This window comes from Corynebacterium sp. UMB0012, from assembly GCF_030216265.1.
Classification (GTDB): Bacteria; Actinomycetota; Actinomycetes; order Mycobacteriales; family Mycobacteriaceae; genus Corynebacterium.
This window is the reverse complement of the sequence record NZ_JASOKQ010000018.1, coordinates 23,325-46,935: the sequence shown is the minus strand read 5'-3', so window position 1 is coordinate 46,935 and position 23,611 is coordinate 23,325. Positions and strand designations below refer to the sequence as shown.

Genomic DNA, 23,611 nt, shown 5'->3' with positions numbered 1-23,611 from the left:
TCCTGTTATCCCGACAGATACGGGCAAGCCCCTGCTCTGACCAGCAAGTTTAGCTGGCGAGCAGGGGCTTTTCCATATAGGGAACTGCCTGGTCACACGCGCAGATAGTGGCACTAATGCGCAAAGATGTGGGCACGGTGTGGGCACGCGCCCACTAGCCAATCTCCTTCCAACCCTGCGGGTAAGCCGCCGGCGAGTAAGCGTTGTTCGGAATCGTGGACTCGTACACCTTGCCCTGGAAACGAACCTTGGCACCCTTAGCGTAGACATTATGCGCGCCCGTCGGCTGCACAAAGTCCTTCACGTCGTCCGGCTGCGCCCCACCGGAAGTCTCCGAACTCTCCGACTCGCCAGAAGTCTCCGACGTCTCCGTAGTCTCCGGCTCGTCTACAACCTCCCAGATACGCCCGTCGAAACCAAGCGTGCCAGGCGCCCAGCAATTCAACCCATCATGCGTACTACGAACCAGCTTGCCGTCATAGCGAACGACCTGCCCGTAGGTGTGCATCTTCGCGTGGTCCGTGCCAGGGTCCTTCCACTCGGGAACGTCCGCGCCAGACTTCACATCGTCCTCCGTCACAGCTTCCGGCTTAGCAATCTCACCCTTGTCCTGCATTTCGCCAACCAGCTTCGCGGTATAGCGATCCGCATTACGGCGCTCGTATTCCTCATTGACCACGAACGACCACACTTCCTGGTACTCCGGTGGGGTCAACGCCGCAATCTGCTGCTTAATATCCTCAACGCTCATTGCTTACTCCTTAACTAACTTTAGTAGGGTTGCCCCAATAAATGTTCTCCATACTGCCGTAGAACGGCTTACTATCTGACATGGAGTAGTGGTCAACCAAAGCCGTGTACTTATAGGTATCGCCGTAAACATCTACGGTTACCTGGTCACCCTTGCTGTAATCCTTACCTAGCACCCACAAAGGAGCGCTAGTCGAGTACACTTTCTTGCCCCCGTACCATGCTTCCTTGACTTTCTTGCCGCCGTAGTACAGCTCTTTAATCTTCTTACTTCCGATATACGCAGGCATGGCTACTCCGTAATCACGTAGAGAACATCGGACTCGGGCCTAGACGGCAGGGAAGAAACCACCTGGATACGCGAGTCAACATAGGACTTCGACGTAGCGGAAGTAGAAGTTGGCGGCGGGTCCGGCACCAACACAGCACCATTAGGGTAACGCTGAACAATCGAACTTCCAGAGACGTTGTTGTCAATTTTTGGAAGGTCGCTAATGTCAGACACCGTATGCTTATGGCTCTTATCCGCCTTCGTATTGCCGACCGAATCGACGTACCCCTTGCGGGTAAGATGGTCAGCCTTACTTGGATCAACCCCGGCATGTAGCTGCCCATCTGCGGCGGTCTTTACGGCCTTGTTTCCGTAACCGGACGAACCGAAATAGTAAGTCGCGCCGCTAATATCATCAATCGTATGAGTGTGGCCGTCCTGGGAAACCTTCTGCCACTTCGACCAATTCCCAGAATAAAGCCCGCGCGTCCACACGTTATTCCGAACGCCGTAATCGGTGTACCTCTGATAGGTCATTCCCGCTTCGGTGTTAAACACTTCGAGCAAACCCGCCCTACTACTCGGGTGGTTCGTACTCGACCTAGCGTCACGGTCTAGGCTCTGGTGATAAACGCCGGTCTCCTTGAAGTTGTCTAGATCCACTGCCCCCTTGATTGACGTAACCTCACGCGGAAACGCAGTGGTGTCTACGTATTTCTTTGAAGCGGCTACCGTATCGTTATCGGGAACTTCTGGAACAGTAATGTGTCCCGAACCCCAGCGCTTGACGATGGCTCCACCTGTAGCGCCGGTATCAACGTTAGGCATGTCCGAAATGTCGGCCATCTTGTGCGTATGCTTGGACGGCGGGAAGGTGGAAGGTTTACCAGTCACATCAGCCCACGTGGACGCGCCAGTATCACCCTTCGGGCCACGGGGACCCATCGGTCCAGACATAGCCGAAACTTCTTTGGAGTGGTTCCAACAGATTGAAGTTCTATACAGTGATCCGGCGTTGGAAACGCCCTCCAACCTAATAGAGTCACCCTTAACGGTAACTAGGCACACGTCTAAATCATCGGTAGATGAAGCTGTGTTATACACCCACATAGAAGCCCGATACTCTTTAGGGATCGCGTCGTGTTTAATCGGGAACACGGTTCCTTCTATGTTGGGTTGGTACTCAAGGGATAGGTAGCACGTACCGCCCTGCACAATAAGTACAGCTTTACCCTCACCATCTTCGGTGTTTATCTTATTGTCCAGGTGGATTACTTCCTTCGGCAGCGGAACTATCTCTCCAGGCTCAACAGTGCCAGTAGGACCTCTCTCACCTCGATCGCCTTGGTCACCCTTCGGGCCAGTAGGGCCAGCAGGACCAACCTTGCCCTGTGGTCCAGTCTCACCCTGCGGTCCCGTATCGCCAGTCGCGCCCTTCACGCCTTGCGGTCCGCGCGGGCCAGTCAGGGACGGCGACTGCTTGCCGTTGACTGATAGCTTGTCGCCACTCCAGGAGATCGTGTCCAGCACATTCTGCATGTCCTGCTGGATCTTCTGCGACTTAGCCACCTGCGCCTTATGGTCCTTGAGGATCTGATCCGCGCTCGTACGCGTGGATTTCAGCAGGGACTCCACAGTTCCCTGCATGACGGTTAGCTGGCTGCTCCAGGAATTAGTTGCTGTTTCAACAGCCTTGTTGAGGTTGCTTTGTGCAGACTCAACTGCTTTGTCGAGGTCCTGCTTCGCGCCGTCTACGCTCTTGTCCACGTCCGTCTTGGCGGAACTGCGCAGACCTTCCGCTTCGTCTCGCAGCTTTGTCGCCTTGTTGAGCGCTTCGCGCGCGGACATGAGGGTTCGCTGCGCTTCGGAAATGATTGGCGGGTCGTACTCGAATGCGTCCGCCATAAGCTCGGCCAGGCGCACGTCGCCACTGCCTGCCGGCACGTTAACCGTAAACGTGTCCTGCCCCTGCAACTGGCGCACATGGAACTGGATCACAATCTGCCCAGGTTCCACGTCCGGGATCTTTACCGGCGCGCCGTTGAAGTAGAACGTGCGCGGCAATGGCCCCGTCGTCCAAGCGCCTTGCGTAGACGCGCGAAACTCCGGCGCCCACACCATCACCTTGTCCCTGCCACTTGGGTGTTCGCCGGCTGCTTGCCCGGCAAAGTCACGCAAGTCAATAACTACTGTTCGTGCCATAGCTAATTCTCCCTATCGATCCAGTTAAGGTCTACTTGCCACTTCTCAATCGCACGCTGGCTTGAGCCGCTCGCGGTACTGTAGACCTGAAAATCAAGCTTGTCCTTTGCGCTAAGCTCCAAAGAAAGCGGCACAAGACCTTGCACGCGCCTACCGTTACCCAAAGGTGTGACTGGCCCTAATCCACTTTCGGGACCAACGGAAGCAATGACGTTTCCGTTCTTCAAAAGCCGCATTCCATACCGGTCCCCGTGTGTCGTCGCCGCCCACGTCGCCTTGAAAGAAATGGAATAGATAGAGTCGTCCGGTACAGCGTATGTCTGGACAGTCTGCCAAACAGTTCTCGACGGCGTGGCACTTCCTGTTAAGCGCCTAGACTTAGGTTTTCCAGCTACCACGTAGTAATCAATGGAGATAGTTTGAATCTGGGACCGGCTTGTTTCGGTCCAATAGCTCGGATAAACCCGATAGCTCCTATCGCCGTTCGGCCCAGGCACATTAACCTGTTGCTCCCATGAGTACGAGTTGCCGTTGTAAATCCAATAGCAACGGATAACTGCCTGCCCAGTCCACTTTCCTAAAGCGTGACTATAGAGTGAGCTGGTTAAAATCTGCCAGTGTTCATTCTTGGTCGCGGAACTTTCCTGCTCGCGCTGGCCGACAATCTTGCGCGGGATGTACTCATTTTGCTTGTTATTGAGTTTCATCAGCTCAATATCGGCGTCGCGTAGCTTGTCGATATTTTCGCCCATCTTCTTATTGATTAGATCCTGCGAGTCCTCCCACGCAAGACGGTCCTCATTGATCTTATTCTGGATAGCTACCCAGCCCTCGGTCTTATCGTTCCACTTCTGCTGCATGTCCCACAGCGCGTCGTTGTTCTTGCGATACCACTGTGCGATCTTGAACTGCTCGGCAACGAAGTCATTGAACGTGGCCTGGTCACTATTAACCTTGACCTGCGAGTTCAGTACGGACTCGACACGCGCATTCCAGTTCTGCTGCAAAAGGTTCCATTCCTTCTGCAAGTCCCACTGGCCTTTGTTCCACTGGTTGTACCAGTTCTGCATGTCAATGATCGCCTGGCCGCGCTCCTGCCAGAACTCGGAGAAGGACTTACCATCAGGTGCCTTTGTCAGTGCGCCGATATTGTCAGCGAGGTCGCCGCCGACGGTCAGCGAGTTCTTCACCTGGTCAAACACTGCCTGCTGCACATTAGACAGTGCCTTGGCACTGTTCAGGTCAGACTTAATCTGTGTCGACAGCGCGCTAAGCCGGTCGTCCATACCGCCCTTGAAAGTCTCCAAGGCGTCCAGGCGCTTACCCAATCGCGTCGAGGTGTCGTCAAGTTCCTTCTTGCGATCCGACAGGGAACGATTAAGTTCCTTCATGTCCTCGGCATACTTGCCCTGCTCGCCAAGGAATCCTTCGAGACGGTCAGTTAGGCCTTCCTGCTTTTCGATCAGCTCACGAACCTTCTCCTGGTTCGACTCAATCTCCTTATGGGCGTCCTCGATGCGGTCAATCATGGGCTTCACATCGCCCTCAAGGTCAGCCGCGATAGGCGAAATGAAATCGGGAATCACCGGGTCAGGGTTCTTATCAAACAGTGAACCGATGAACTTTCCGAAACCACGAATCAGCCCACGCGCGCCGTCCAGTACGTGCCCGAATACGCCAATGGCAAGTTCAACAGCACCGCCCATCACCTTGCCGATAGTGGTGACAATGCCACCAAGAATGTTCCCAAGCCCCTCGGCCAGTGCGCCGAATACGCCAGAGACGGGCGTGCGCTTATGGCTATACGTGTCCGGCGAATCATCGCGCCGATTAACCAGCTTAAAGCCCGGTTCCACACCTGCCGTAGTCACAACAACCCGCCCTCACAACGTACCTATATAGCTACTATGAGCCTACATGGGCACGGTCGATCCGTACACCTTGCTCATACATCCACTCCGCAATACGGTTGACCGGACCAATCATCACCATGTTCACCTCCGGGAAACCGTCAGACGCCGGCACCTTAATATGCCCAAGCAGATGGGACAGCTCCCGCACCTGGTTAGTCTTGTCCATCACACAACCCTTCCTCCGACAACTTCTTCTTTAACGCCGCATTCTCCTGCACCAGACTTAAGTTCTCCGCCAGCACAGAACGCACCTCCGGCAGGACTTCCTCGTACCGCGTACGATAAAGCTCCACTTCTTCTTTCAGCACATCAATCTGTGCCTGGTAGCGCTCCCTAACCAGCGACTCAACCTCGCGCTGCTGCTCAATACTGCGCTGCTTTCGCGTCCTAACCCACTCACCGATAGGCCCCAATAACTTCTGTACCCTCTCGGATACAGTGATGAGAAAGGTCAACACCGCCAGAATGCCCGTCGAATAAACCGCCCAGACGCCCGTAAGGTGTTCCACCTTGCTTCCTCCCTACGCGTTTAAGTCCTGGGCAAGTTCCAGTAGAGCTTCCCGCCTGTAATAAGTGGCAACCGCAAAGATCAGCGACATGGCGGCAGTTCCCATAAGCACAGTGACGCCTAGGCGCACACCTCCGGGATCCGTATCGGAAAGCTGCTGTGCCAGCGAACCGACACCGATCATCAGATTGACCACGAACAAAATGACATGCCCCCACATGAGTGCGAGTAGGCGCGGAGGGTCCAGCGAACCGATAGTCACCAGAATGGCACCCATCGCCAAAGCTAACGCCCACAGCCACAGTGGCGCGGCGGACTCAATTGTGGAAAGCCCTTCCGGCAGTACCTCGCTAGAAAGCCAGATGTACAGGTAGTCGTAGATACGCACACCCGCGCCTACAAGTAGCGCCACGTTAGCCGCGAGGAACAATCTAGGGCCAAGGCTTACTGCAAGGCTTGGTCGCCCGCGCAGTAGCCACTGGTCAGACTTAAGCAGGCTCCATGTCATAAGGGTCGCTCCGATACCCCGTGTGCGGCGTCAATCTTCGCGGCGATAGCTTCACGCACCATCTGCTGCTGCTTCGAGGTGACCGCCGGCTTATACACGCGGATACCCATAGACTCCGCGCAGCCAATGATGGCAACGATGACAAACGTTACCCACTGCGGCAAGTCAAAGCCGAACGACAGCACAAGTGCCAGCACAGTAAGCACCGTCTCCACAACGGAGATGGCCGTGCCCCTGTAGCGGCGCAGCGTGCCCTGCTCGTCCTTCTTCTCCTGGAGTGCTTGGGCTACGAAATCACCAGTAGCGTGCGGGTTAGAAGTAACCATTACTTTCCCTCCTTAAGTGCCTGAATTTCCTTGCGCAGTTCGCGCACTTCCTTCAATGCCTGCTCGGACGCAATCTTCGCGTCATACGCGTGCGCGTTACCGTTAACGATGTGCTCCCACAGTGGCCCCTTCCAAGGCGAGCCAGCCACCCGCGAGTTGAACACCGTCTCCAAAGTCTTAGCCATGTCCTGCTCCTTAATTGCTGCTTCAAAGGTGGCGCGGTTAACCTGCCCCCAACCCTTGAGCTTGTTGCGACGCTGCACTTCCTTCGCCGCGTCACGGGTCGCCGCGTCGTACACGCCCGTGACACGAATACCTACCGCCTGCTGGAAAGCAACCAGCGAACGCATCTTGAAAGTCGGCTCACCATAAAGGCCCGAGATAGAGTTCTCCGGCCCGGACAGTGGGCCAAAGTATTCATCGCCAGACAGTGACCACGCGTCCTTCGCATGAGACGCAATCGGCTCATGCTTCACCTTGCCTGGCCCCTGATTGATCTGTGCCTGAACCTTCCGGCGGACATCATTCATGTCCACATTTCCTGGGTCCCACTTGCCCATATCGGAATACTCTTTGTGGCCGACGACAGACTGATTAGCGGTGCGCCCCAGCTTCTTACTGATAGCCGCCATCGCAATGATCATGTTCTCGCGCTGCTTATCGGTAATGGCCTTGCCGTCGTACTGCACCTCGAAACCAATCGTGTGCCAGTTCGCCGTGTCGCGCGGAATACCCGGATACGAACCGCTGCCGCCATGCCAAGCAACACCGACAGCAACCATCGTCATAACGCCTTCACGGTTGACGTGGACGTTGCAGATAGGTCCCGCAAGGTCAACACGCCCGCGCGAACAGAACTCGGCAGACGTCCCATTGTTTCCCGTGTGGTGATACATGCTTCCCCATATCCAGCCGAAATCACCATGCCCATGATTCTTCCAGCCGGGCATTTCAACCACGGGTAAGCCGGCCTGCCGCAGCACATCTGCAAGCCATACCGGATCTCCAGTCCAACCCATAGTGCCCTCCTTATCTTCAACTTCATGCTACCCCAGCAGGGCTAATGGCCCTAAGTTGCAATATAGTGCCTATATAGCCATACTGGAATATGCAATCGGACGGGATCGCTTGATCGGTTCCGCTATTGCTCTTAGGTAGTTAGAGACACCCCGCCACTTGCGCCCTACACCCCAAGCGCACGGCGGGGTGTTTCTCTTATTCCGCCAGACTTGCCTTGTTGATCAAGGTGGACAGTCCAGTCAGTGCCCTCATCATCGACTCCTGCGGGTCGCGTCGTGGCCTATCTGCCATCTGAAACTCGAGCTTCGCGTCACCGGAAACAGTCCACTCATAGTTCACTTCCGTCACAAACGACACGGCATAGCGATCCTCCGGCAACTCCAGGGCAATCATCGACCCAACGTTGAGCAGCTCGCCAGGGGCAAACGACGACGCCGCACCAAGCGACACCTCATGCGAACGCGTAGCGCGAGACTTAAACTGTGCCTGCCGCATAAGCATGATCGCGTCCAACGACAAACCAACCGACGGGTTGAATGTCTCAAAGAAACCGAACGGCCCCATACGATCACGGCGTGACCAATCATCGAATGAGTGATAGGCAAACAGTCGGTCTTCAACGATGTCGTCCAGGCCCATGACGTCAAGCATGATGTTGAACGGTGGTGGAATTAGCTGGAGCAGGACTTTAATCGCCGCCGAGATCACGTCGTTGAGCATGTCCTGCGTCTTGCCGCCAACCGTATAGGTAGACGCGGTAGGCTTCACCGTCGTCACCATAAGGTCGTCATACTGGTCGCGGCGCAGCATGAACTGCGGCTTGCCCCAATAGTCCACAGCCTTATTCTCCGCGCCATAATCCGTGAAGCCCGTGAGGGTATCCCACGTGTCCTTCCAGAAGTCCTTGACCGACTTGATAATTCCCTGCCACAACAGTCCGCCAGCAGGCAGCTCGGCGCGTTGCTTAATATCCCAGACGATAGCGGCACGGCTAGAGTCATGGCCCGGTGGTGGTGTCTGCCCGCGCCCTGGAAGGTACACGTCATAGGTCAGCGTCAGACCCTCGGTGTTGATCAGGGACTTAATGAGGTCCAGCACCTCGTCCATCTTGATACCAATGATGGTCATGCGTGTGTAGTTGTCCGCGCTGGTGGTAGGCGCAACGTAATGGACCTGCCCTCGAGTCTTCTTGCCCATGCGCTTAAAGTTCGGCGCCATGAGCTGCTCCTTGAGTAAGCGAGCAACAGGGCCTGCCGCCAGGTCAATCTTCGAGATCTGAAACTCCGGCAACAGTCGAGGGTTCGGCCAGCCAAACAGCTTCTCTAGGTGCTTCTCCGGCGACACCGCAGACAACTCTAGGTATTCCTCCGTGCGCGTCCACACCTCGTCAGTGTGGGTTACGAACCACATTGTCTCCATGCCGCCAAGCTGCACCACCACAGGGATAGACGCGTCAGGGTGCGCGTTCGCAAACAGTGAGAACATCACGTCATTCATGGGCACGCGGAACGTCAACTGCCCAACCTCATTGAGTACAACCTTGTACTTCATGCGCATGACCTGCGGAATAATCACAGGGTTCTTGCCGTACGGGTCGAGGGCAATAATCGTAGGCGCCGGCGCGGCAACGTCGCGGAACGTCTCGTCTTTGATCTGCTTGAGCGTTTCGTAAGACATGGTTAGTACAGTTCCTCCCAACGTGGCGGCATGTGGACAGTGAACTTGCCGGAACGGTTAGACGACAGGTTGAGCTTGGCGGTGCCGCCGGCGGGCACGGTAAGCCAAGGCTGCTGGTTCCAGGTGGTGATGATGGGGCGCACACCACGAGACTCGGTGATAGTCAGCTCGTTAGGCGACAGGTCAAACAGCGCTTCGCCATTAACCTGCGCAGTGAAGTCCACATCCCCACTAAAGCGCAGCGTGGCCGCTGGCCCGTCCCAATGAACCGTGGGCGAGGTAGGCACCTGCCCATCATTGCGCAGCACGCCCTGCGCCATGTTAGAGCTGGAAACTTTAACCTCCAGTGGTTCATAGTCCCCGTATGGAAACGGGTCCTCCGCACAAGCAACCACCATCAGCTTCGCCTTACCCAACGCCATAGGCGACTTATGCAGCATGTTCTCAAAGCGCTCCGTGCGGTACACGTCCAAGTACTTCCACTCACTGCGCCCCGAGTTAAACGACAGCAAGCCCGTAGGCGGCAGCTGGCCGTGACGGTTACCAGTCAGCGGCCAATCCTCCTTGAACTGCTCAAACACTCGGCGGGTAAGCGCCGGCGTCTCCGCTTTAATGTCGAACACCAACTCCAGGTTGAGTGGCTCCGGCACCACAGCTACACGCTTGCGCGTGCGCGAGCGCGGGATCTCCCTAGAGTGAACCTTCGCCCCAGTGCCATACAGGCCCTTAGGTGACGGCATGAGTGTGACCGGGTGGTTCTCCTGGCCCTGCCCGTTGAGCTGCCACACTCGGCCCGTGACTGGTCCGGTGTAGAGCATTGTTTCCCTCGTTGCGCGCGGCGGCATTAGATACTCCCTACTAGATTCTCGAAACCAACTGTAGCTTGTCGGCGGAAACGGTCCGCAGCGTCCGTCGCATTGTTGGTGACGATAGACGCAATGGACTGATTGACCGTGACACCACCGGAGGTTGCCGTAGTGGACTGTGCAGTAGCGGCGCGGTGTTCACGCAGGGCATTCACACCAGCGTCGTAGCGTGCCTGCTCCTGCGCGTTGCGCTCGTTCTGCGAGTCAATCTCCTTACGCAGTCGCTCGGCGTCACCGTACAGTTCAGCCTTCCGCTTGGCGTCCTCGTCTGCCTGCTGGCGCTGGCGCTCGGCGTCCTGGGCTTCGCGCATAATGTCGCGCTCTTCGCGGTAGGTGTCCTGGTAGTCGCCCTCCAGCTCACGGCGCCCCTTATTGACGTCGGTAATGAGCTGATTGTAGGCAGCGGTGGACGGGTTGAATAAGTTGTACAGCGGCGAGTCAGAAGGCTTAGTCACCTTAAGGCCAATCATCTTCGCGCCCTGCTTGGTGTACTCGTCACTCACGGCGCGGTGCAAAGCCATGCCCTGCCCCTTGACCATGCCGCCGGCTTCAATCCAGGACTTCTGATCCTTCGGGTTGGCCGCGATATGAGCCGCAGCCTTCACCCACTGCTGGGACTCCAGCACCTTCTTGAGATCGATAGGCGCGTCAGGGTCTTCCAGCTTCTCGCCAGTAATCAACGCCTTCTGCACGTGAGCCGGCAGACGGCGACGGCGCATGTACTCGTCCTGCGCCCACTTAGGCATAGAGTCATACACACGCTGCTGCTCCGGCGTCATAGGCGCATTCTCGTTCTCCATCGCCCGCAGCATGAGCATGGACTGGTGAGACGCGTCGCCGCGCTCCATGTACTCGCGCATACCCACGTTGGTGCCAATCAGGCCGGCGCGGTCCACCGAGCGCACAGCGTGCTTGTCGTCGGTGTCAGTGTCGGCGTAGATGAACTTGCCGTCCTTGACGCCTACGAGCTTGCGTGCGTAGCCTTCGGTCATTTGCTTTTGGAGTTCTTCGCCGCGCTTCTTGGTTGCTTCGTACTCGGCAATGAGGTTCTTGTCCGCTGGGGTCTTTTCCTTCTCGGGCTTGGACTTGGCTTTGTGGTAGCCGGCTTCCTGGTCGCGGCGTCGCTGCTCCACCTTCTCGTAGGCTTCACGGGTTGCGCGCTGGCGGTTCATGTCGCGCAGATACTCCGAGCGGGACACGCCACCGTTAGCGAAAGCCACGGTCTTGCCCGTGTGGCCTAGGTGGGTGCCGTCCTTGTTGATCGGGTTGCCGTTGCCGTCGAGTAGCTGCAAGCCGAACTTCTCTGCCGTGTAGCGCAGGATCTGGGTAGAGCGCTTGCGCTTGGCAGGGTTGTGCGGAATGTAGGACTCGTCCTCGGTCTCGTTCTCCGCCCACAGAATGTTCGAGCCGCCCTTGGCTACCATTGCTTCGCGCTTCTCAAAGCCGCCAGACTCGTAGGCGCGCGCCATGACAGCACCATCAGCGTTGGCCTTTCCGCCGCCGCCTACACGCACGGTAGTAATCGTGTGGGTGGACGAGGTGTTCATGCCATTGAGGGACTGGACCTGCCCAATGACCGTAGCCGCATTCGTCGTGATGGTGTGGCGTCCGGTGGTGGACTTCGGGATAGCGTCAATCTTGGCCTTGACCTCGCCGGTGTTGTCGGTGACGCGGTGCTTACCTTGGGTGGTCTTACCGCTTAGCGAGTCGTGCTTGCTGCGCGCTTCGTCCACGTTCGAGGTGACGTTGTGCTTACCTTGGGAGGTCTTGCCGTTGAGGGCGTCTTGCTTTCCTGCGGCCTGGTCCACGTCAGAATCGACGTGGTGCTGGCCTTGAGTCTGCTTGCCCGACAGCGAGTCGTGGCGACTACGTGCAACGTCCGAGTCGTCGTCCACATGGTGATTACCCTGGGTCTGCTTGCCCGAGAGGGAGTCATGGTTGCTGCGGGCACGGTCAGCGTCATCATCGACGTGGTGCTTACCCTCGGTCTGCTTGCCGTCGAGCGAGCCTGCCTTGTCCCTAACTTCATCGACGTTATCTTCCATGCGGAAATTGCCGGTCAGCTCCAGTCCTTCAAGCCCAGCCTTTTCCGCAAGAATCTCATCAATGTTGTCATTGAAAGTAATCTCGCCCGTCTTAGGGTCGCGGGTAATGGCGTCAATCTCTTCCAGCTTCGCCAACGTATCTTCGTCATTGAGATCAATCTTGACCTCACCGTCGATATTCTCGGCCTTAATCTGGATAGCTTCCAGCTTGGAAACAATCTCGTCCGCGCCTACGCCTTCAACGTTGACGGTAACGATCTTGTCCTGCATTCCTTCCAACTGTGCAAGGACAGTATCGAGACCTTGGGCTTCAAAGTTGAGGTCGCCAATTTCCTCCTTCTTTGCCTTGAGTACGTCAATGGCGCCCTCGAGGTTCAGGATCGAGTCAAAGGAAATCTTCGACAGGCCATCGCCAATGTCCTCAACGTTGATACCCTCCAGCTCCTGGAAACCGGACAGTGTATCCTCCAGGCCCTCGGACTCAACAACAATCGTCTTGTCGTCCGGCACGTCAACAATGGCGTCACCCAGCGCGGAGAACACCGCAGCCGTCGCGTCGCCCGACTGCTTCACACCATCGAACCCGCCACGCAGGGACTCGAACATCACCTGCATCTGGTTCATCTGGGTCAGCGCTTCACCAAACTCCGGGGTGAACTGGTTGCCATACTCGGCCTGCTCATTAAGACGCTGCTTGAGGTTAATGATCCGGTCGAGGGTATCTTCCTGCGCCTTAAGGTTCTCGTCCGTGCCGACAGTCCATGCAGCGCTTGGGCCATCGCCACCCCACAGGCTCTTGTCGTCACGGTAGCCACGGATACGCTTCTCGGTCTTCTCGGCGCCGTCCGTGTAATCGGACATGTCCTTGAGATCCTTCTTGGAACCCGGCCCGCCAACAATCTCGTTAGCCTTGTCCATCGCCTTAGAAAAGCCGGCGACGACAGGCTCAATGGACTTAATGATCGGCGTCAGGGTAGACATAGCGTCAGACGCGCCACTAATCAGGTCATTGCCGATGTTGGTGATGTCCTCACCATTCTGGCGCCAGAAAGACTGGAACTGCGGGATAGTCTCCGTGACAAACTTCTCACCCCACTGGCCTAGAGTATTGCCAATATCCTTTGTGGTCTCCGCAGTCTCACGGAAGAAGTTAGAGATCTTTGCCTGCCCATCGCTGGAGTTAGCCCAGTTGGAGAACTTATCCAGCTGGCCCATCATGGCACCCCACACACCACCTTCACCAAAGGCAGCATTAGCACCATCTTTCACAGCGCTAAAGAATCCAGACATGCCAGACCACGCGGTCTTACTAAAGTCGCCAATCTTGCGCATACCGTTAACGGCGTTATCCATCCACTCGCCTAGCTTGTCCTCACTTCCCCAATTGTTCAGCGAGTCCATCAGGTTAGAGAAACCATCACCCAGTGCAGGCATAAGGTGCTCCGCGCCCACCGCAGACGCGCGCGCCATGAAATCAGTCAGGCTTTCCATGCCCGGCGCCATGCGAGTAAAGCCATCACCAACGGCGCCCAAGGTGCGCTCAATGTTGGAGGTGACAGTCGGAGACGCCAGCGTATCCATAAACGCCGTCGCCATATCCCCCAGCCCCTCGGCCACGCGCGGCAGGCTACGCTCCAGCGCAGGCATAGTAGAGTCAGTCAGCTTGGCAAAAGACTCGTCCCAACCAGCAAACAGCGACTCCTGGGTAGCCTTGCGGATAGGATCTAGCGACTCGGCCAGGCCAGTAAAGCCCTCCTTCATCGCAATCGCGTTAGGCCCAAGGTCAGCAGACTCATCGCCCAAGTTAGAGAAAGCCAACGCCACTGCGCCGGCAGACGCAGCCAAGGCGGACAGCATAGCCGGGGCAAACGCCACACCCTGCAACGCCTGCACAAACGGCTCCAGCACAGCCGTAGCCATACCCAGCGAACCGGCAGCAAGGTTGCCTGCACCGCCGGCCAGCGCACCCACAGCGCCGAGCTTTGCGGCAATACCGTAACCACTAGCAAGAGTTCCAACTACCTTGCCGCCGATAGCAGTAGCGGGATTACCCTTAAGGCCCTTGAGGGCGCCACCGCCCTTACCGCCGCCAAGCATGTCAGCGCCAGGCGCAGCAGACGCAGACGACACCGCACCCTCAACAGAATCCTTCAAGTCCATGACTCCATCGAGCGCGCCCTTAGCCGCGTCCACAGATTTCGACGTAACCTCCGACGCCTTAGTTGCCCCATCGGTTACCGCGTCACTGGTCTTCAAGAACGCCTTACCAGCCAGGTCCACAGTCTTATCCGCAGCCTTGCCAATCGGGCGCATAAGATCACCGGCAATGTTCTTCGCCATGTACGACGCAGTGCCGTCACGACGGTTCGGCTTAACCAGGCGATTGACCACCTTCTCAAAGAAGTCAGGTGCGTCAAAGTCCACATCGCTACCACTGCGGTAGTGATCGTCATCGTCGTGCTTATGCACCACCGTCGGCGCCGCGTCCTTCGGGTGCCAGTTCTTCATCACCCGGAACTCTTCGGCACTAACCTGCTTCCAATCCGGATCGTTGGCATAGCCCTGAACATTGAACTCACGCAGCGCACGCTCAAACGGAGTCAGATGATCCTTCGTAGACACCAGCTCGGAAGTAGCCTTAGCCAGGCTCTTCTCCATAGCGTCCATCGACTCATTGAGCCGGTCAGCCTTCGCCACAATCTGCTTCTCAACGTCACCACCAGCAGACAGGCGGTTGTACTCATAGTCAATCGAGTCCGCAATACCCGGCGCGCCTACGCGTGTGTGGTCTGCGTGTAGGCCGAGTCGGCTTTGGCGGTCGTTGGCTTGTTGGTTGAGGAAGTCGGCGTGGAGTCGTGCGTTGTTGGCGAGCGCTTGGTTGAAGTCGGCGCTTGCTTGTGCTCGGGTGCGTTCGGCGTCGAGGGTGTCGATCTTGCCGATGGTGCGTCCGCCGCCGATGCCTGGGGTTTCGGTGAGCATTCGGCGCAGGTGGTAGGCGTCGTTGGGTGCCCACTGGCTGTACTTGCCGGCGAGGTTGTCGAGGTGGCCGAGTACTTGGTTGCGGTAATCTTCGACGTTTTTGTTGCGCGCTTCGTAGGCGTCGGCCTTGGCGAGGTAGCGCTTGGCTTCTTCGGTGAGTTGGCGCAGTTCTTTTTCGAGGACTTGTTGGCGGTCGCCTAGGTAGGAGCGCTTGGTGGCGGCGTCGCGTGCGGCGTCTACGGCGTCGGCTATGTCTGCCCACGTGCCGGCGGGTGCAGCGGTGGCCGGCTGCTTGTCTCCCGTGACCTTTGTGTGGGAGTTGTCGATCGTGGTGTTGAGTGGCTTGGAGGTGGAGACGTCCGATAGGTCTACCTTGGCTACGTCGCGGTTGTGGTCTGCCGGGGCGGTGGTGCCGGAGGTGGCGGGTATGCCTGCGCCTTTTTGCTGGTTGACGACGTAGACCTTTTGGACCTCGGGGAAGTCCACCTTGACGGGCTTCATCTCGTCCCAGTCAATCTTGGGCAGCTTGAGGTCTGCGAGGTTGTCGTTGACCACGCGCACGTTGGTGGGCTTGTTGGTGTCGTGGTCGTCGTCGAGCTGGCGTGCCTTCTTGCCAAAGACGTCCTTGGGGTCGAGTTCTACGTCCATGTCCTCCCAGGCGTTTTGGAAGGCTTGGGAAAGGTCGTCCTGGAAGTTAGACAGGTGAGTATCGCCCGTGGTGACTTCCACCATGCGCGGGCGGGTGAGCTTGTCGAGCTGGTCTTCTACCTTCTGCGTGTGGTACTTGGATAGTTCTGGGCGGACGGTGACCTTCTTGCCCATGACGTCTAGGGCGGCGTCGAGGTTGGTGGTGTCAGCGTCCACGTCCACCTTGACGCGCTTAGGCTTGTCGAGGTCTTCCAACATGCGCTGGAGCTTGGTGGAACCCTTCTCCTGCGAGTTGGCGTAGGTGACGCGCACCTTAGCGGTGTGGGTGGACTCGTGATCCTTAAGCCGCTTTTCCAGCTTGGACATGTCCGAGTCGTCTACCTCAACAGGTACGACGTAGCTAAAGGCCGGCGAGCCGTCGTCGGCGGAGAAAGTGCGGTCGAGTTTATCGACCAACTTGTCTACCTGGGACTCGTCAAAGTCCAGCTCAATAGGCTTGAACTTAATCTGGTCAAGGGTAGCGTCCAGGTCCTCCTGCACGCCGCGCGCGTTGAAGGACAGGTCGAGACGGGCACGTCCGTCGTCGCCAACGTTGAGTCCCTTGATCAGCTTGTCGATGACCTTAAGCGACTCGGTGGCTTCCGAGGTGTCGGTGCGCACATGGATAGTGGCGTGCTGGTCGTCAGCCAAGTGCTTCAACTCGGCCTGGACTGCGGCCTTGTCGGCAGACGACAGGCGGGCGCCGACGGTTACCTTGTAGTCTTTCAGGTCGCCGCGCAGGTCACGCTTGAGGTTGTCCGTGTCCGGCTTAAGCCGAACCTTCATGTCCTCGCCGGCCTGCTTATCAATCTCGGACTGCCAGCGGTCCTTATCAATCTCCGGGTCGAGCTTGATCTTCGGCTTCTTGCCAGCAAAGCGCTCTTTAAGCTGGCGCTCCAGGTCCTTGTAAAAGCCCTTTGTTTCCGGCTGTACCGATACCCACGCGTTACCTACATGTGCGCCTGCACCCGCCATGACTTCCTACCTTTCACCAAGTCTCTCCAGTCAAAGCCAACAGTGCTTCGTCTAGAGTCTTGTTAGTTTCTTGCTGCCGCAGCTTCTCCAGCGCCGTCTCCGGGCGTGGTAGTGGCTCCGGCGGCTGGGCCTTACTGTTAGCCGCAGTGATGTATAACAACTGGCGCATTAGGTCAATGACCGTCCGCACCGACTGGTAGATAGGCGTCTCGTCCTCAAACGACAAATCCAACTCCTGCTCACCAGGAATGTTGTACTCGTCGCTTTTCTGTTCCTCCGCCAGCAGATACTTAGCCAAGTCCTCGTCCTTGTAAACCAAGTCACGGAACCGGCTTGCAGTAGGCAAAGCGTCTACTAGGCGCAGAAACTTCTGCCACGGGTAGCGGCCACGGAAGAAGTCAAGAATGTCCAGCCCGTAATGACGGTGAAAGTCAATCTCCAACTCCGCGCCCGCATACCCCATCAGGCTTATGACTCGTCTGGTTCCTCGGAATCTTTTGGGACTTCACTGGTAAAAGTGAGGTTAAAGTGCTCCGTAATTGCGGTGACAATACCCATCACCACCGGCAACGGCTGGCCCCACAACTCGTCCGACAGGCGCTTCCAATCCTTCTTCGGGCAGACCGCTTCCAAAAAGCGCCATGCCCGGCCAATGTTCGGATCAACATTGTCGATAGAAAAGGTAGTCAGAAACAGGCCAGTGGGAACATTCTCAATCACAATGTTCTTCTGCTTGCCCGGCATCTTCAACACGAACGGTTCCAGGTCAAAGTCCTTCAACGCTTCCTTGCGCAAAGACTCAAAACTTACCTCGGCCATTAGTCCTCCAAGATTTACAACAGTAGAAAACGAACTAGGGCCAGTCTAGCCCATATAGGCAGACCGGCCCTAGCCCTAGTGTTACGCGCCCGTATAGAGTCCTTCTTCCTATACAGGGACACCTATGTTACTCGGAGTGAGTATCTCCTTCGCGGGCGTTGTTGTCAACGCTGCCGCCACCACTGATAACACGGTCAGACTCGGCGGCGGTAAAGCCCATAGCTTCCAGGCGCTTCTTAGCGCCAGGGCCACCAAAGAAACGCTTGGAAGAATAGCCCAGCTCGGAGTCCTTCAACGCGGTCAGGGTCAGCGGGTAGGTCACAGCGTTAGCCGGATCCCACGACTCCGGGCCACGAGTAATCATCACGCGCGGCAGGGAACGACCAAAGTAGAACGCGTCCTCACCCACACCATCGACACCGATGAAGAAAGCACGGTACTCAATGGTGCCCGGCTCCGGGTTGTCCTCAATGGCGATCTCGCCATTAGCGCCCGGCTTAATGGCGTCCATGTAAGCCATGTCGCGGTTAGCGGCAATCGCCAGGGTTTCCTTACGGGTGTCCTGCAAGGTTGCTTCCACAGTCAGCTTGGAAGCAGTCAGGTCACGACGAGACGGATCCATCTCGCCCCAGGTCTCAACCTCTTCGGTGGTGTCCTCCGGGGTGAAAGTAGGCGCACCCGCCTTAGCGATACGACCCAGGCCCACATAACCGTCAAGGGCAATGAGCGCACCGTTTGCGTCGGTGAAGCTCTCGGGAACCTTGGCGGTACGTGGTGCAAGAAGGATGGCGCCGCCGCCAACCATCTTACGAATCAGCCCGTCCTTAACGTTGCGCAGGGTATCAATCTTTACTGCATCAGCCATGATTAGTCTCCTTCGACTATCTGTTTACGAAATGCCAGCGAGTACACCATTGCGTACACGCGCTTGCTTCGGTCAATATCGCCCACCATGCGCGGGCCTTCATTCTCCGCAACATCATCAACCAAAATGCCACGGACAGTCTCACCAGGCAGTTCATTGAGCAGCGAGGAAATCTCCGCCGCCAGCTTCTTCGCGTTCGCACGCGTTTCTGCTTCTACCTCAATCTCGACAGTCGCCCACCGTGTTTCGTCGATAGTGTTGTACCCATTGTCGGTAACAATCGCCACCGCAACGAACTGGTCTACAACCTCCTGCGGCGGCTCCCACGAGCCAACCCACACAAGGTCAGTGTCCAACTCGTCTTCCAGCAGGTTCATCACCACGTCGTCACACGCAGGAAACTTCCACTCCACGCTCACCGCTTACCTCCTGCCTTGCGGAAAGACCGGACAGCAGCACCACCGGCGCCACCAAGGAAACGCGGCTTCGCGCCCTCGTTGACGTCACCACCCGTTACACGCAACGCCCTAAACAGGGAACGCTCGGGCACAGGATTGTGCTTGCCACCCAACTCACGCTGCAAGTTATACGGGCCAAACGTCTGCACAACAGACTGGGCACGGTCTCCGAGGTAAGTAGCGTTCGTGGCAGTAGGCTTGACCATAACCTGAGACGCGTTACGGCCAGTGCGCTTCTTCGTGCCGGCAGTATAAGCCGCCGCCACAGCAGAACCCAGGCCAGAAATATAGGCCAACATGCCGCCACCATTGAGGATTAGACGGTGCTGGCTGGTATCAGCTTCAAAGCGAATCAAAGCCACAGCACATCACCACTTCTCCGCATGATCCATAAAGCACTTCCAGCCGGCAATAGTCCCCGACGGGTACGTGTGTGCAATCAAATCAGTATTGACCAGGTACACATTCCCGTCGGCAAGATTGACCACGCGGTCGCCTTTACGGATATCCTCACGGTTCCACAGGTACAACACCGCGTCCGACATAACCGCGTACTGGTTCACACCATCAGAACGAACAGCACCCTCACTGCCCTGCAAGCCCTGGACTTGGATATTGCAGCGAGTAACAACACCTAACTCGTTCCACGGCGCGTCACCCTCACGATTATGACGACCCTTGCGCCACACCTGCATACGGTCACGACCAACCAGCATTACCACTCCACCTCCGCAGAATACGGAGTAGGAAGACTAGGCCGGTTCGTCTCCCAATACCTGTAGCGATCATGGGACCACACCTCATCTCGCACGCGATCCATCGTGCCGAACGACCCGAACTCCAGGTCACTCGACTCCGAATTGCGCTCAAGAATATCCAGCTCGGCCTTCGTAAAAAGACCATTAGCAAACTCGGAACGATCCACACGCGCGGAATAGTCACCAATCTGTTGCTGAACATAGCGGTCCGGGTTCTTAAAGGTGCGCAAAGCGGCAGACAAAATCACAGCGGCCACATCGCTCGGAACCTTCTCCGGCTCCCACGACGTGCGCGCAGCAGACATAGCGATCACAGAAGTGTCCTCCAGGATCGCTTCCACCCGCTGCCGTTCTTCATCAAGCACGTCCCTACCCAGACGGATCTGGAACTGCTCGACAGAAACCAACGCTGCCTTATTGTCCATGCCGCTCACCTACCTACTGACCAGCGGTTGCACCAGACGCAGAAGCGGTCTGTGCGCCCGCCTTCTTCGCGTCCTCAACCTTGTTACGGTCCATCGTGATCTTCATAGCGCGCAGCAGGTGCTCCTTGCCGTCACCCATAGACACATCAGCCACAGCGCCAGTACCCAGGAAGGTATCCACAATGGAACGGTCCACCGCGTAGTCGGCTTCGTAGTCACGCAGCCAACGCAGCGCAGTGCCATTAGCGTTAGCGGTGGAACCGTAGACCGCACCCTGCGGAATCTGCGGAGCGGCAGTAGCCAGCACAAACGCAGTGTTGTGGAAGACGTACGCCTCGTTCTCCTTGAGGTACGGCACGGTGACAAAGTTAAAGCCACGCAGACGACCAATGGTCGCGTCACGCAGCGCAGTGTTGTCACCGCTAAAGGAAGCGTCCAGCAGGGTCTGCTCTTCCAGCAGAACTTCCTCCACGTCCGCACCGACAGCGACAGTGATGTTCTGCGCGCCCACGCCACGCTTGATCAGGTTGGTGCGCACGCGGTTAAACAGCGACGCCATACCGAACTTGCCAGGGCCATAGAAGTCCTCTGCCTTCAAGGTGCCCTTGATCTTGGAAGCGTCCTCGATCTTCTCGCGGTCCTTGGACAGACGACCATCAGCGTAGGTTGCATTCTCCAGCAGGCTTACCGCAGCATTCTCCACATACTCCGCAATCGCAGTAACCTGCGGCTGGAGAATCTGCTGGGAGAAATCAGTGACGTCCAGATTAAGCTGCTCGTCGGTAACCTCCGTAGCCGAGTACGGAAACTTATCCAGCTTGACGCCAATCTTGCGCTCACGCAGGAAGTCCATCTCGATACGGCGATCCTCGCCAACCGCACGCAGCTGGCGGTCACGGGCCTTCAACGTGCCCGGAACCTTCACGTTAATCGTATCGTCAGCGGCGCCAGCAAAGTCCATCGCGGACCAACGCCACATCAGGTTTGCAAGAACCAGCTCACGGGACAACAGGCCAACAGAAACGTCAGCAAACTTCTGCGCCTTAATCAGCTCATGCTGGTGAGTGCCAGGTGCATCGACCATAGCCAAACTCCTTTACTAGATACGTTGAATCTTCTTCAACACTTCTTCGACCGAGAAATCGTCTTGCTCTCCAGGACGTCCACCGGCCTGCCCACGCTGCTCCTTCGGGCGAGACTCAAGCTGTGCCTTCTCCGACGCGCCTTCCCCACGCTCGTCAGACTCGCCAGCCTTATCGTCATCGTCCTGCTTCTGTGCAGACGGCTCCTTCGCCGGGGACATAACCCCAGCCAACGACTCCGCCAGCGAACGTGCGTCGTTCATCCAATCGTCCCGAGACTCACCCTGGAGACGATCAGCCATAGACTCCGGCAAACCAGCTTCACGCGTCGCAGCCTTGCGATACTCCAAGCCCAACTCATTGTTGGCCTTCTCGTACTTCTGCTTCAATCCGTCAAACTCGTCCTTAGACACAAAGCCCTCATACGACTTACGGACCTCATCAGCCGCAGACTGCTTCGCCCGCGCCACACGCTCCTGAATAATCCGGTCAAACTCTTCCTGCGACTTAGGCGGGGTAAAGCTCGACTGGCTATCCTTCTTCTCCGACTCGGTGGACTTATCCTGCTCTGGCATAGAAGATCCCTCAATTCTGTTCTGCCCGTATTATCTGCGCCGTCGCGCACTAACCATGCACCCGCATGTAAACCCCAGAATACAACAAAGTCCCCAAATAGGGATACCGACCCTAAAGTAACCCCGGCGCGCCGGGTGTGGTACAGTTGTGGTTGTCGGTTCGGTACGTACCGACACGTTCCTTTCACGTCGTGGGATTGACCTCTTGGGTATCGCTTTTCACGCATGGGTAATGCTCGTAAGGAAAGGCCCCGCAATTTTTTGTCCACTGCTGCGGGGCCTTTTCTTATGCCTAATTGAACTCGGGCATCTTCGGGTCGTTGAACATGACGGCTTCGTCGGTGACGGGGCCAACGTACATGGACCAGTACTTTTCTCGCTCGTCGAGGGCTTCGGGCGCTTGGTCGTGGACCCATTGCATGAAGTGCTTGTTGATTTCTAGATCGCGGGTAGCCGGTCCGCCTTCGGCTATTAGTTCGTCGAACTCGGCTAGTCCGTCTTCGTAGGTGTCGTGTGTCCATACGGCTGCGGCGCGGGCAATGGTCCACTCGTATTCTTTGGTCCAGTCGGTATCGCCGTAGCCTTTTTCATTCCAGCGTTGCAGGCGGTAGTCCAACTGTTCGCGGTAGAAGTCCTTGCTCATGGACATATCATCGCCGGTCTCTTGCTCCCACAGTTCTGTGTGTGCCAGGTGCATCATGAGGTTGGGGATAGTCAGGCGTAGTTCGTCGCGTTCGGTGGATAGCATGTCTCGCTCCAAGTTGTCTAGGTAGTCTCTATCAAGCTCACCATCATGGTAAGCCCTGCGGAAGATGTTGACTTTCTCCTGCCAGGAAATATCAAAGAACCGGCCCGTGGCGTCCTCCCACAGTTTCTGCGCATGGGTGACCGACGGCGGCAGCTTAACGTCAGGGCCAATCATAGACACCGGCTCCAGGCGGCACTGGCACCCGTCATGTACTTTGGCCGAGCCGCCATGCAGTGTGGTGCCGGCGCTAGAGGTCCACGTGCGGAAGCGAGCGTTGGACTCGTCCCACGCGCCCTTCTCATAGACGACACCTTGGGCAGCGAGCATGACACAGAAGGCGCACGGGTTAGGCCCAAGTGCGCGGACATAGCCCATAGCGTGTGCCGTGGCGGCGGCAGCGACAAAGCCTTGGCCGGCGTCGGCCAGTGTGACGGCAGCGTTAGTCGAGCGCACCCACGACTTGTCTGCCTGCTTCGCCATGCGGATCTTCTTCGTTTCCTCCAAGGCGCCTGGGGTGTCGTCGCCGTTGACACGGGTGAGTTGTTGGATCTCCTGGGCCTTCTTCTCGTAGCCCTTCGGCCCCTTCCACAACATGCGGTTGCGCACGTTATCCTCGTCGAGCGGGTAGGGGTCAGGCATGAGGGTTAGCGGGTCGTCGCCGCTTTCTCCGTCGTAGTGGCCCCAGTCGTCGCCCATGACTTTCTTGACCTCGGCTAAGTCCTGGACTTCGTACTCGTCACCGACTGCATTGGACTGCACAACTTTGACTGCCGCGTTGGGAATCTGTGCAACCCTGCCATTGATCATCACCTTGGATAGGGCTTCCAAGTCGTCGTCGAGCCTAACGTCCATGCCCGACCACACGGCACGCTGCCCACCCATAGGGTTCAGGCGGATCTCCGGAGTATCCACCGCCACGAACTCAATGAAGTAGTCCTGGGCCAGCGCCAGCGACAACTCGCGGAACTCGTTGATAACGTCCACCACAGCGTCCAGCCAGCGCTTCACCAGTGGGGCGGGTACTGTTTCCTTCTTCGCCAACCCCATCCCTTCCCACAGGCCGCGCAGCACCGTGGCAAGGGCGAGGGATAAAAGCCGAGTGCGCCGGTAATACTTCTCCGTGAGTCCGGCGCCAACCTGTGACCTAGCCATCA

General features: G+C 57.2%; 22 protein-coding genes. All 22 read right to left on the bottom strand.

Annotated features, from left to right (window positions below; translation table 11 throughout):
• Positions 1–154: 154 nt before the first annotated feature.
• Positions 155–751: a hypothetical protein gene (locus tag QP324_RS09200; RefSeq protein ID WP_284815783.1), complete on the bottom strand. Its 597-nt coding sequence runs from the start codon at positions 749–751 to the stop codon at positions 155–157.
• A gap of 10 nt (positions 752–761) precedes the next feature.
• Positions 762–1,040: a hypothetical protein gene (locus QP324_RS09195; protein WP_284815782.1), complete on the bottom strand. Its 279-nt coding sequence runs from the start codon at positions 1,038–1,040 to the stop codon at positions 762–764.
• 2 nt (positions 1,041–1,042) lie between these two features.
• Positions 1,043–3,223, bottom strand: coding sequence for a hypothetical protein (locus QP324_RS09190; RefSeq protein WP_284815780.1), 2,181 nt, complete (start codon positions 3,221–3,223; stop codon positions 1,043–1,045).
• Positions 3,224–3,225: 2 nt separating this feature from the next.
• Complete coding sequence (locus QP324_RS09185; protein ID WP_284815779.1) at positions 3,226–5,094, bottom strand: hypothetical protein; 1,869 nt, start codon at positions 5,092–5,094, stop codon at positions 3,226–3,228.
• 34 nt (positions 5,095–5,128) lie between these two features.
• Positions 5,129–5,305 carry a hypothetical protein gene (locus QP324_RS09180; RefSeq protein ID WP_284815777.1) on the bottom strand — a complete coding sequence of 59 codons (177 nt, stop codon included), beginning with the start codon at positions 5,303–5,305 and terminating at the stop codon, positions 5,129–5,131.
• Positions 5,289–5,645 carry a hypothetical protein gene (locus QP324_RS09175; protein ID WP_279108004.1) on the bottom strand — a complete coding sequence of 119 codons (357 nt, stop codon included), beginning with the start codon at positions 5,643–5,645 and terminating at the stop codon, positions 5,289–5,291. The genes QP324_RS09180 and QP324_RS09175 overlap by 17 nt, the downstream gene beginning before the upstream one ends.
• A gap of 12 nt (positions 5,646–5,657) precedes the next feature.
• Positions 5,658–6,032 carry a hypothetical protein gene (locus QP324_RS09170; RefSeq protein ID WP_284815775.1) on the bottom strand — a complete coding sequence of 125 codons (375 nt, stop codon included), beginning with the start codon at positions 6,030–6,032 and terminating at the stop codon, positions 5,658–5,660.
• A gap of 116 nt (positions 6,033–6,148) precedes the next feature.
• Positions 6,149–6,478: a hypothetical protein gene (locus QP324_RS09165; protein WP_279108008.1), complete on the bottom strand. Its 330-nt coding sequence runs from the start codon at positions 6,476–6,478 to the stop codon at positions 6,149–6,151.
• On the bottom strand, positions 6,478–7,497 hold the full coding sequence (locus QP324_RS09160) for an N-acetylmuramoyl-L-alanine amidase (protein ID WP_284815774.1): 1,020 nt from the start codon (positions 7,495–7,497) through the stop codon (positions 6,478–6,480). Before QP324_RS09160 ends, QP324_RS09165 begins: the two co-directional genes overlap by 1 nt.
• 196 nt (positions 7,498–7,693) lie before the next feature.
• Positions 7,694–9,175 carry a hypothetical protein gene (locus QP324_RS09155; protein ID WP_279108012.1) on the bottom strand — a complete coding sequence of 494 codons (1,482 nt, stop codon included), beginning with the start codon at positions 9,173–9,175 and terminating at the stop codon, positions 7,694–7,696.
• Between the two features lie 2 nt (positions 9,176–9,177).
• Positions 9,178–10,020, bottom strand: a complete 843-nt coding sequence (locus tag QP324_RS09150) for a hypothetical protein (RefSeq protein WP_284815772.1) — start codon at positions 10,018–10,020, stop codon at positions 9,178–9,180.
• Positions 10,020–16,727, bottom strand: coding sequence for a hypothetical protein (locus tag QP324_RS09145; RefSeq protein ID WP_284815770.1), 6,708 nt, complete (start codon positions 16,725–16,727; stop codon positions 10,020–10,022). The genes QP324_RS09150 and QP324_RS09145 overlap by 1 nt, the downstream gene beginning before the upstream one ends.
• 13 nt (positions 16,728–16,740) lie before the next feature.
• The gene (locus QP324_RS09140) at positions 16,741–17,073 is read right to left on the bottom strand and encodes a hypothetical protein (protein WP_284815768.1); all 333 of its coding nucleotides are present in this window, start codon (positions 17,071–17,073) and stop codon (positions 16,741–16,743) included.
• A gap of 122 nt (positions 17,074–17,195) precedes the next feature.
• Positions 17,196–17,546 (bottom strand): hypothetical protein, encoded by a 351-nt coding sequence (locus QP324_RS09135; RefSeq protein WP_279109877.1) that lies wholly within the window; start codon positions 17,544–17,546, stop codon positions 17,196–17,198.
• A 127-nt stretch (positions 17,547–17,673) separates the two neighbouring features.
• Positions 17,674–18,411, bottom strand: coding sequence for a hypothetical protein (locus tag QP324_RS09130; protein ID WP_284815766.1), 738 nt, complete (start codon positions 18,409–18,411; stop codon positions 17,674–17,676).
• 2 nt (positions 18,412–18,413) lie between these two features.
• A complete protein-coding gene (locus QP324_RS09125) occupies positions 18,414–18,830 on the bottom strand; it encodes a hypothetical protein (RefSeq protein WP_284815764.1) in 417 nt (138 codons plus the stop codon).
• Positions 18,827–19,231 (bottom strand): hypothetical protein, encoded by a 405-nt coding sequence (locus QP324_RS09120; RefSeq protein ID WP_284815763.1) that lies wholly within the window; start codon positions 19,229–19,231, stop codon positions 18,827–18,829. The genes QP324_RS09125 and QP324_RS09120 overlap by 4 nt, the downstream gene beginning before the upstream one ends.
• Positions 19,232–19,237: 6 nt before the next feature.
• On the bottom strand, positions 19,238–19,585 hold the full coding sequence (locus QP324_RS09115) for a hypothetical protein (RefSeq protein ID WP_279109883.1): 348 nt from the start codon (positions 19,583–19,585) through the stop codon (positions 19,238–19,240).
• Positions 19,585–20,052, bottom strand: a complete 468-nt coding sequence (locus QP324_RS09110; RefSeq protein WP_284815760.1) for a hypothetical protein — start codon at positions 20,050–20,052, stop codon at positions 19,585–19,587. Before QP324_RS09110 ends, QP324_RS09115 begins: the two co-directional genes overlap by 1 nt.
• 13 nt (positions 20,053–20,065) lie before the next feature.
• Positions 20,066–21,136, bottom strand: coding sequence for a hypothetical protein (locus tag QP324_RS09105; protein ID WP_284815759.1), 1,071 nt, complete (start codon positions 21,134–21,136; stop codon positions 20,066–20,068).
• A 15-nt stretch (positions 21,137–21,151) separates the two neighbouring features.
• Positions 21,152–21,709: a hypothetical protein gene (locus QP324_RS09100; RefSeq protein ID WP_284815757.1), complete on the bottom strand. Its 558-nt coding sequence runs from the start codon at positions 21,707–21,709 to the stop codon at positions 21,152–21,154.
• Positions 21,710–22,001: 292 nt separating this feature from the next.
• Positions 22,002–23,609: a hypothetical protein gene (locus tag QP324_RS09095; protein WP_284815755.1), complete on the bottom strand. Its 1,608-nt coding sequence runs from the start codon at positions 23,607–23,609 to the stop codon at positions 22,002–22,004.
• Positions 23,610–23,611: the final 2 nt, after the last annotated feature.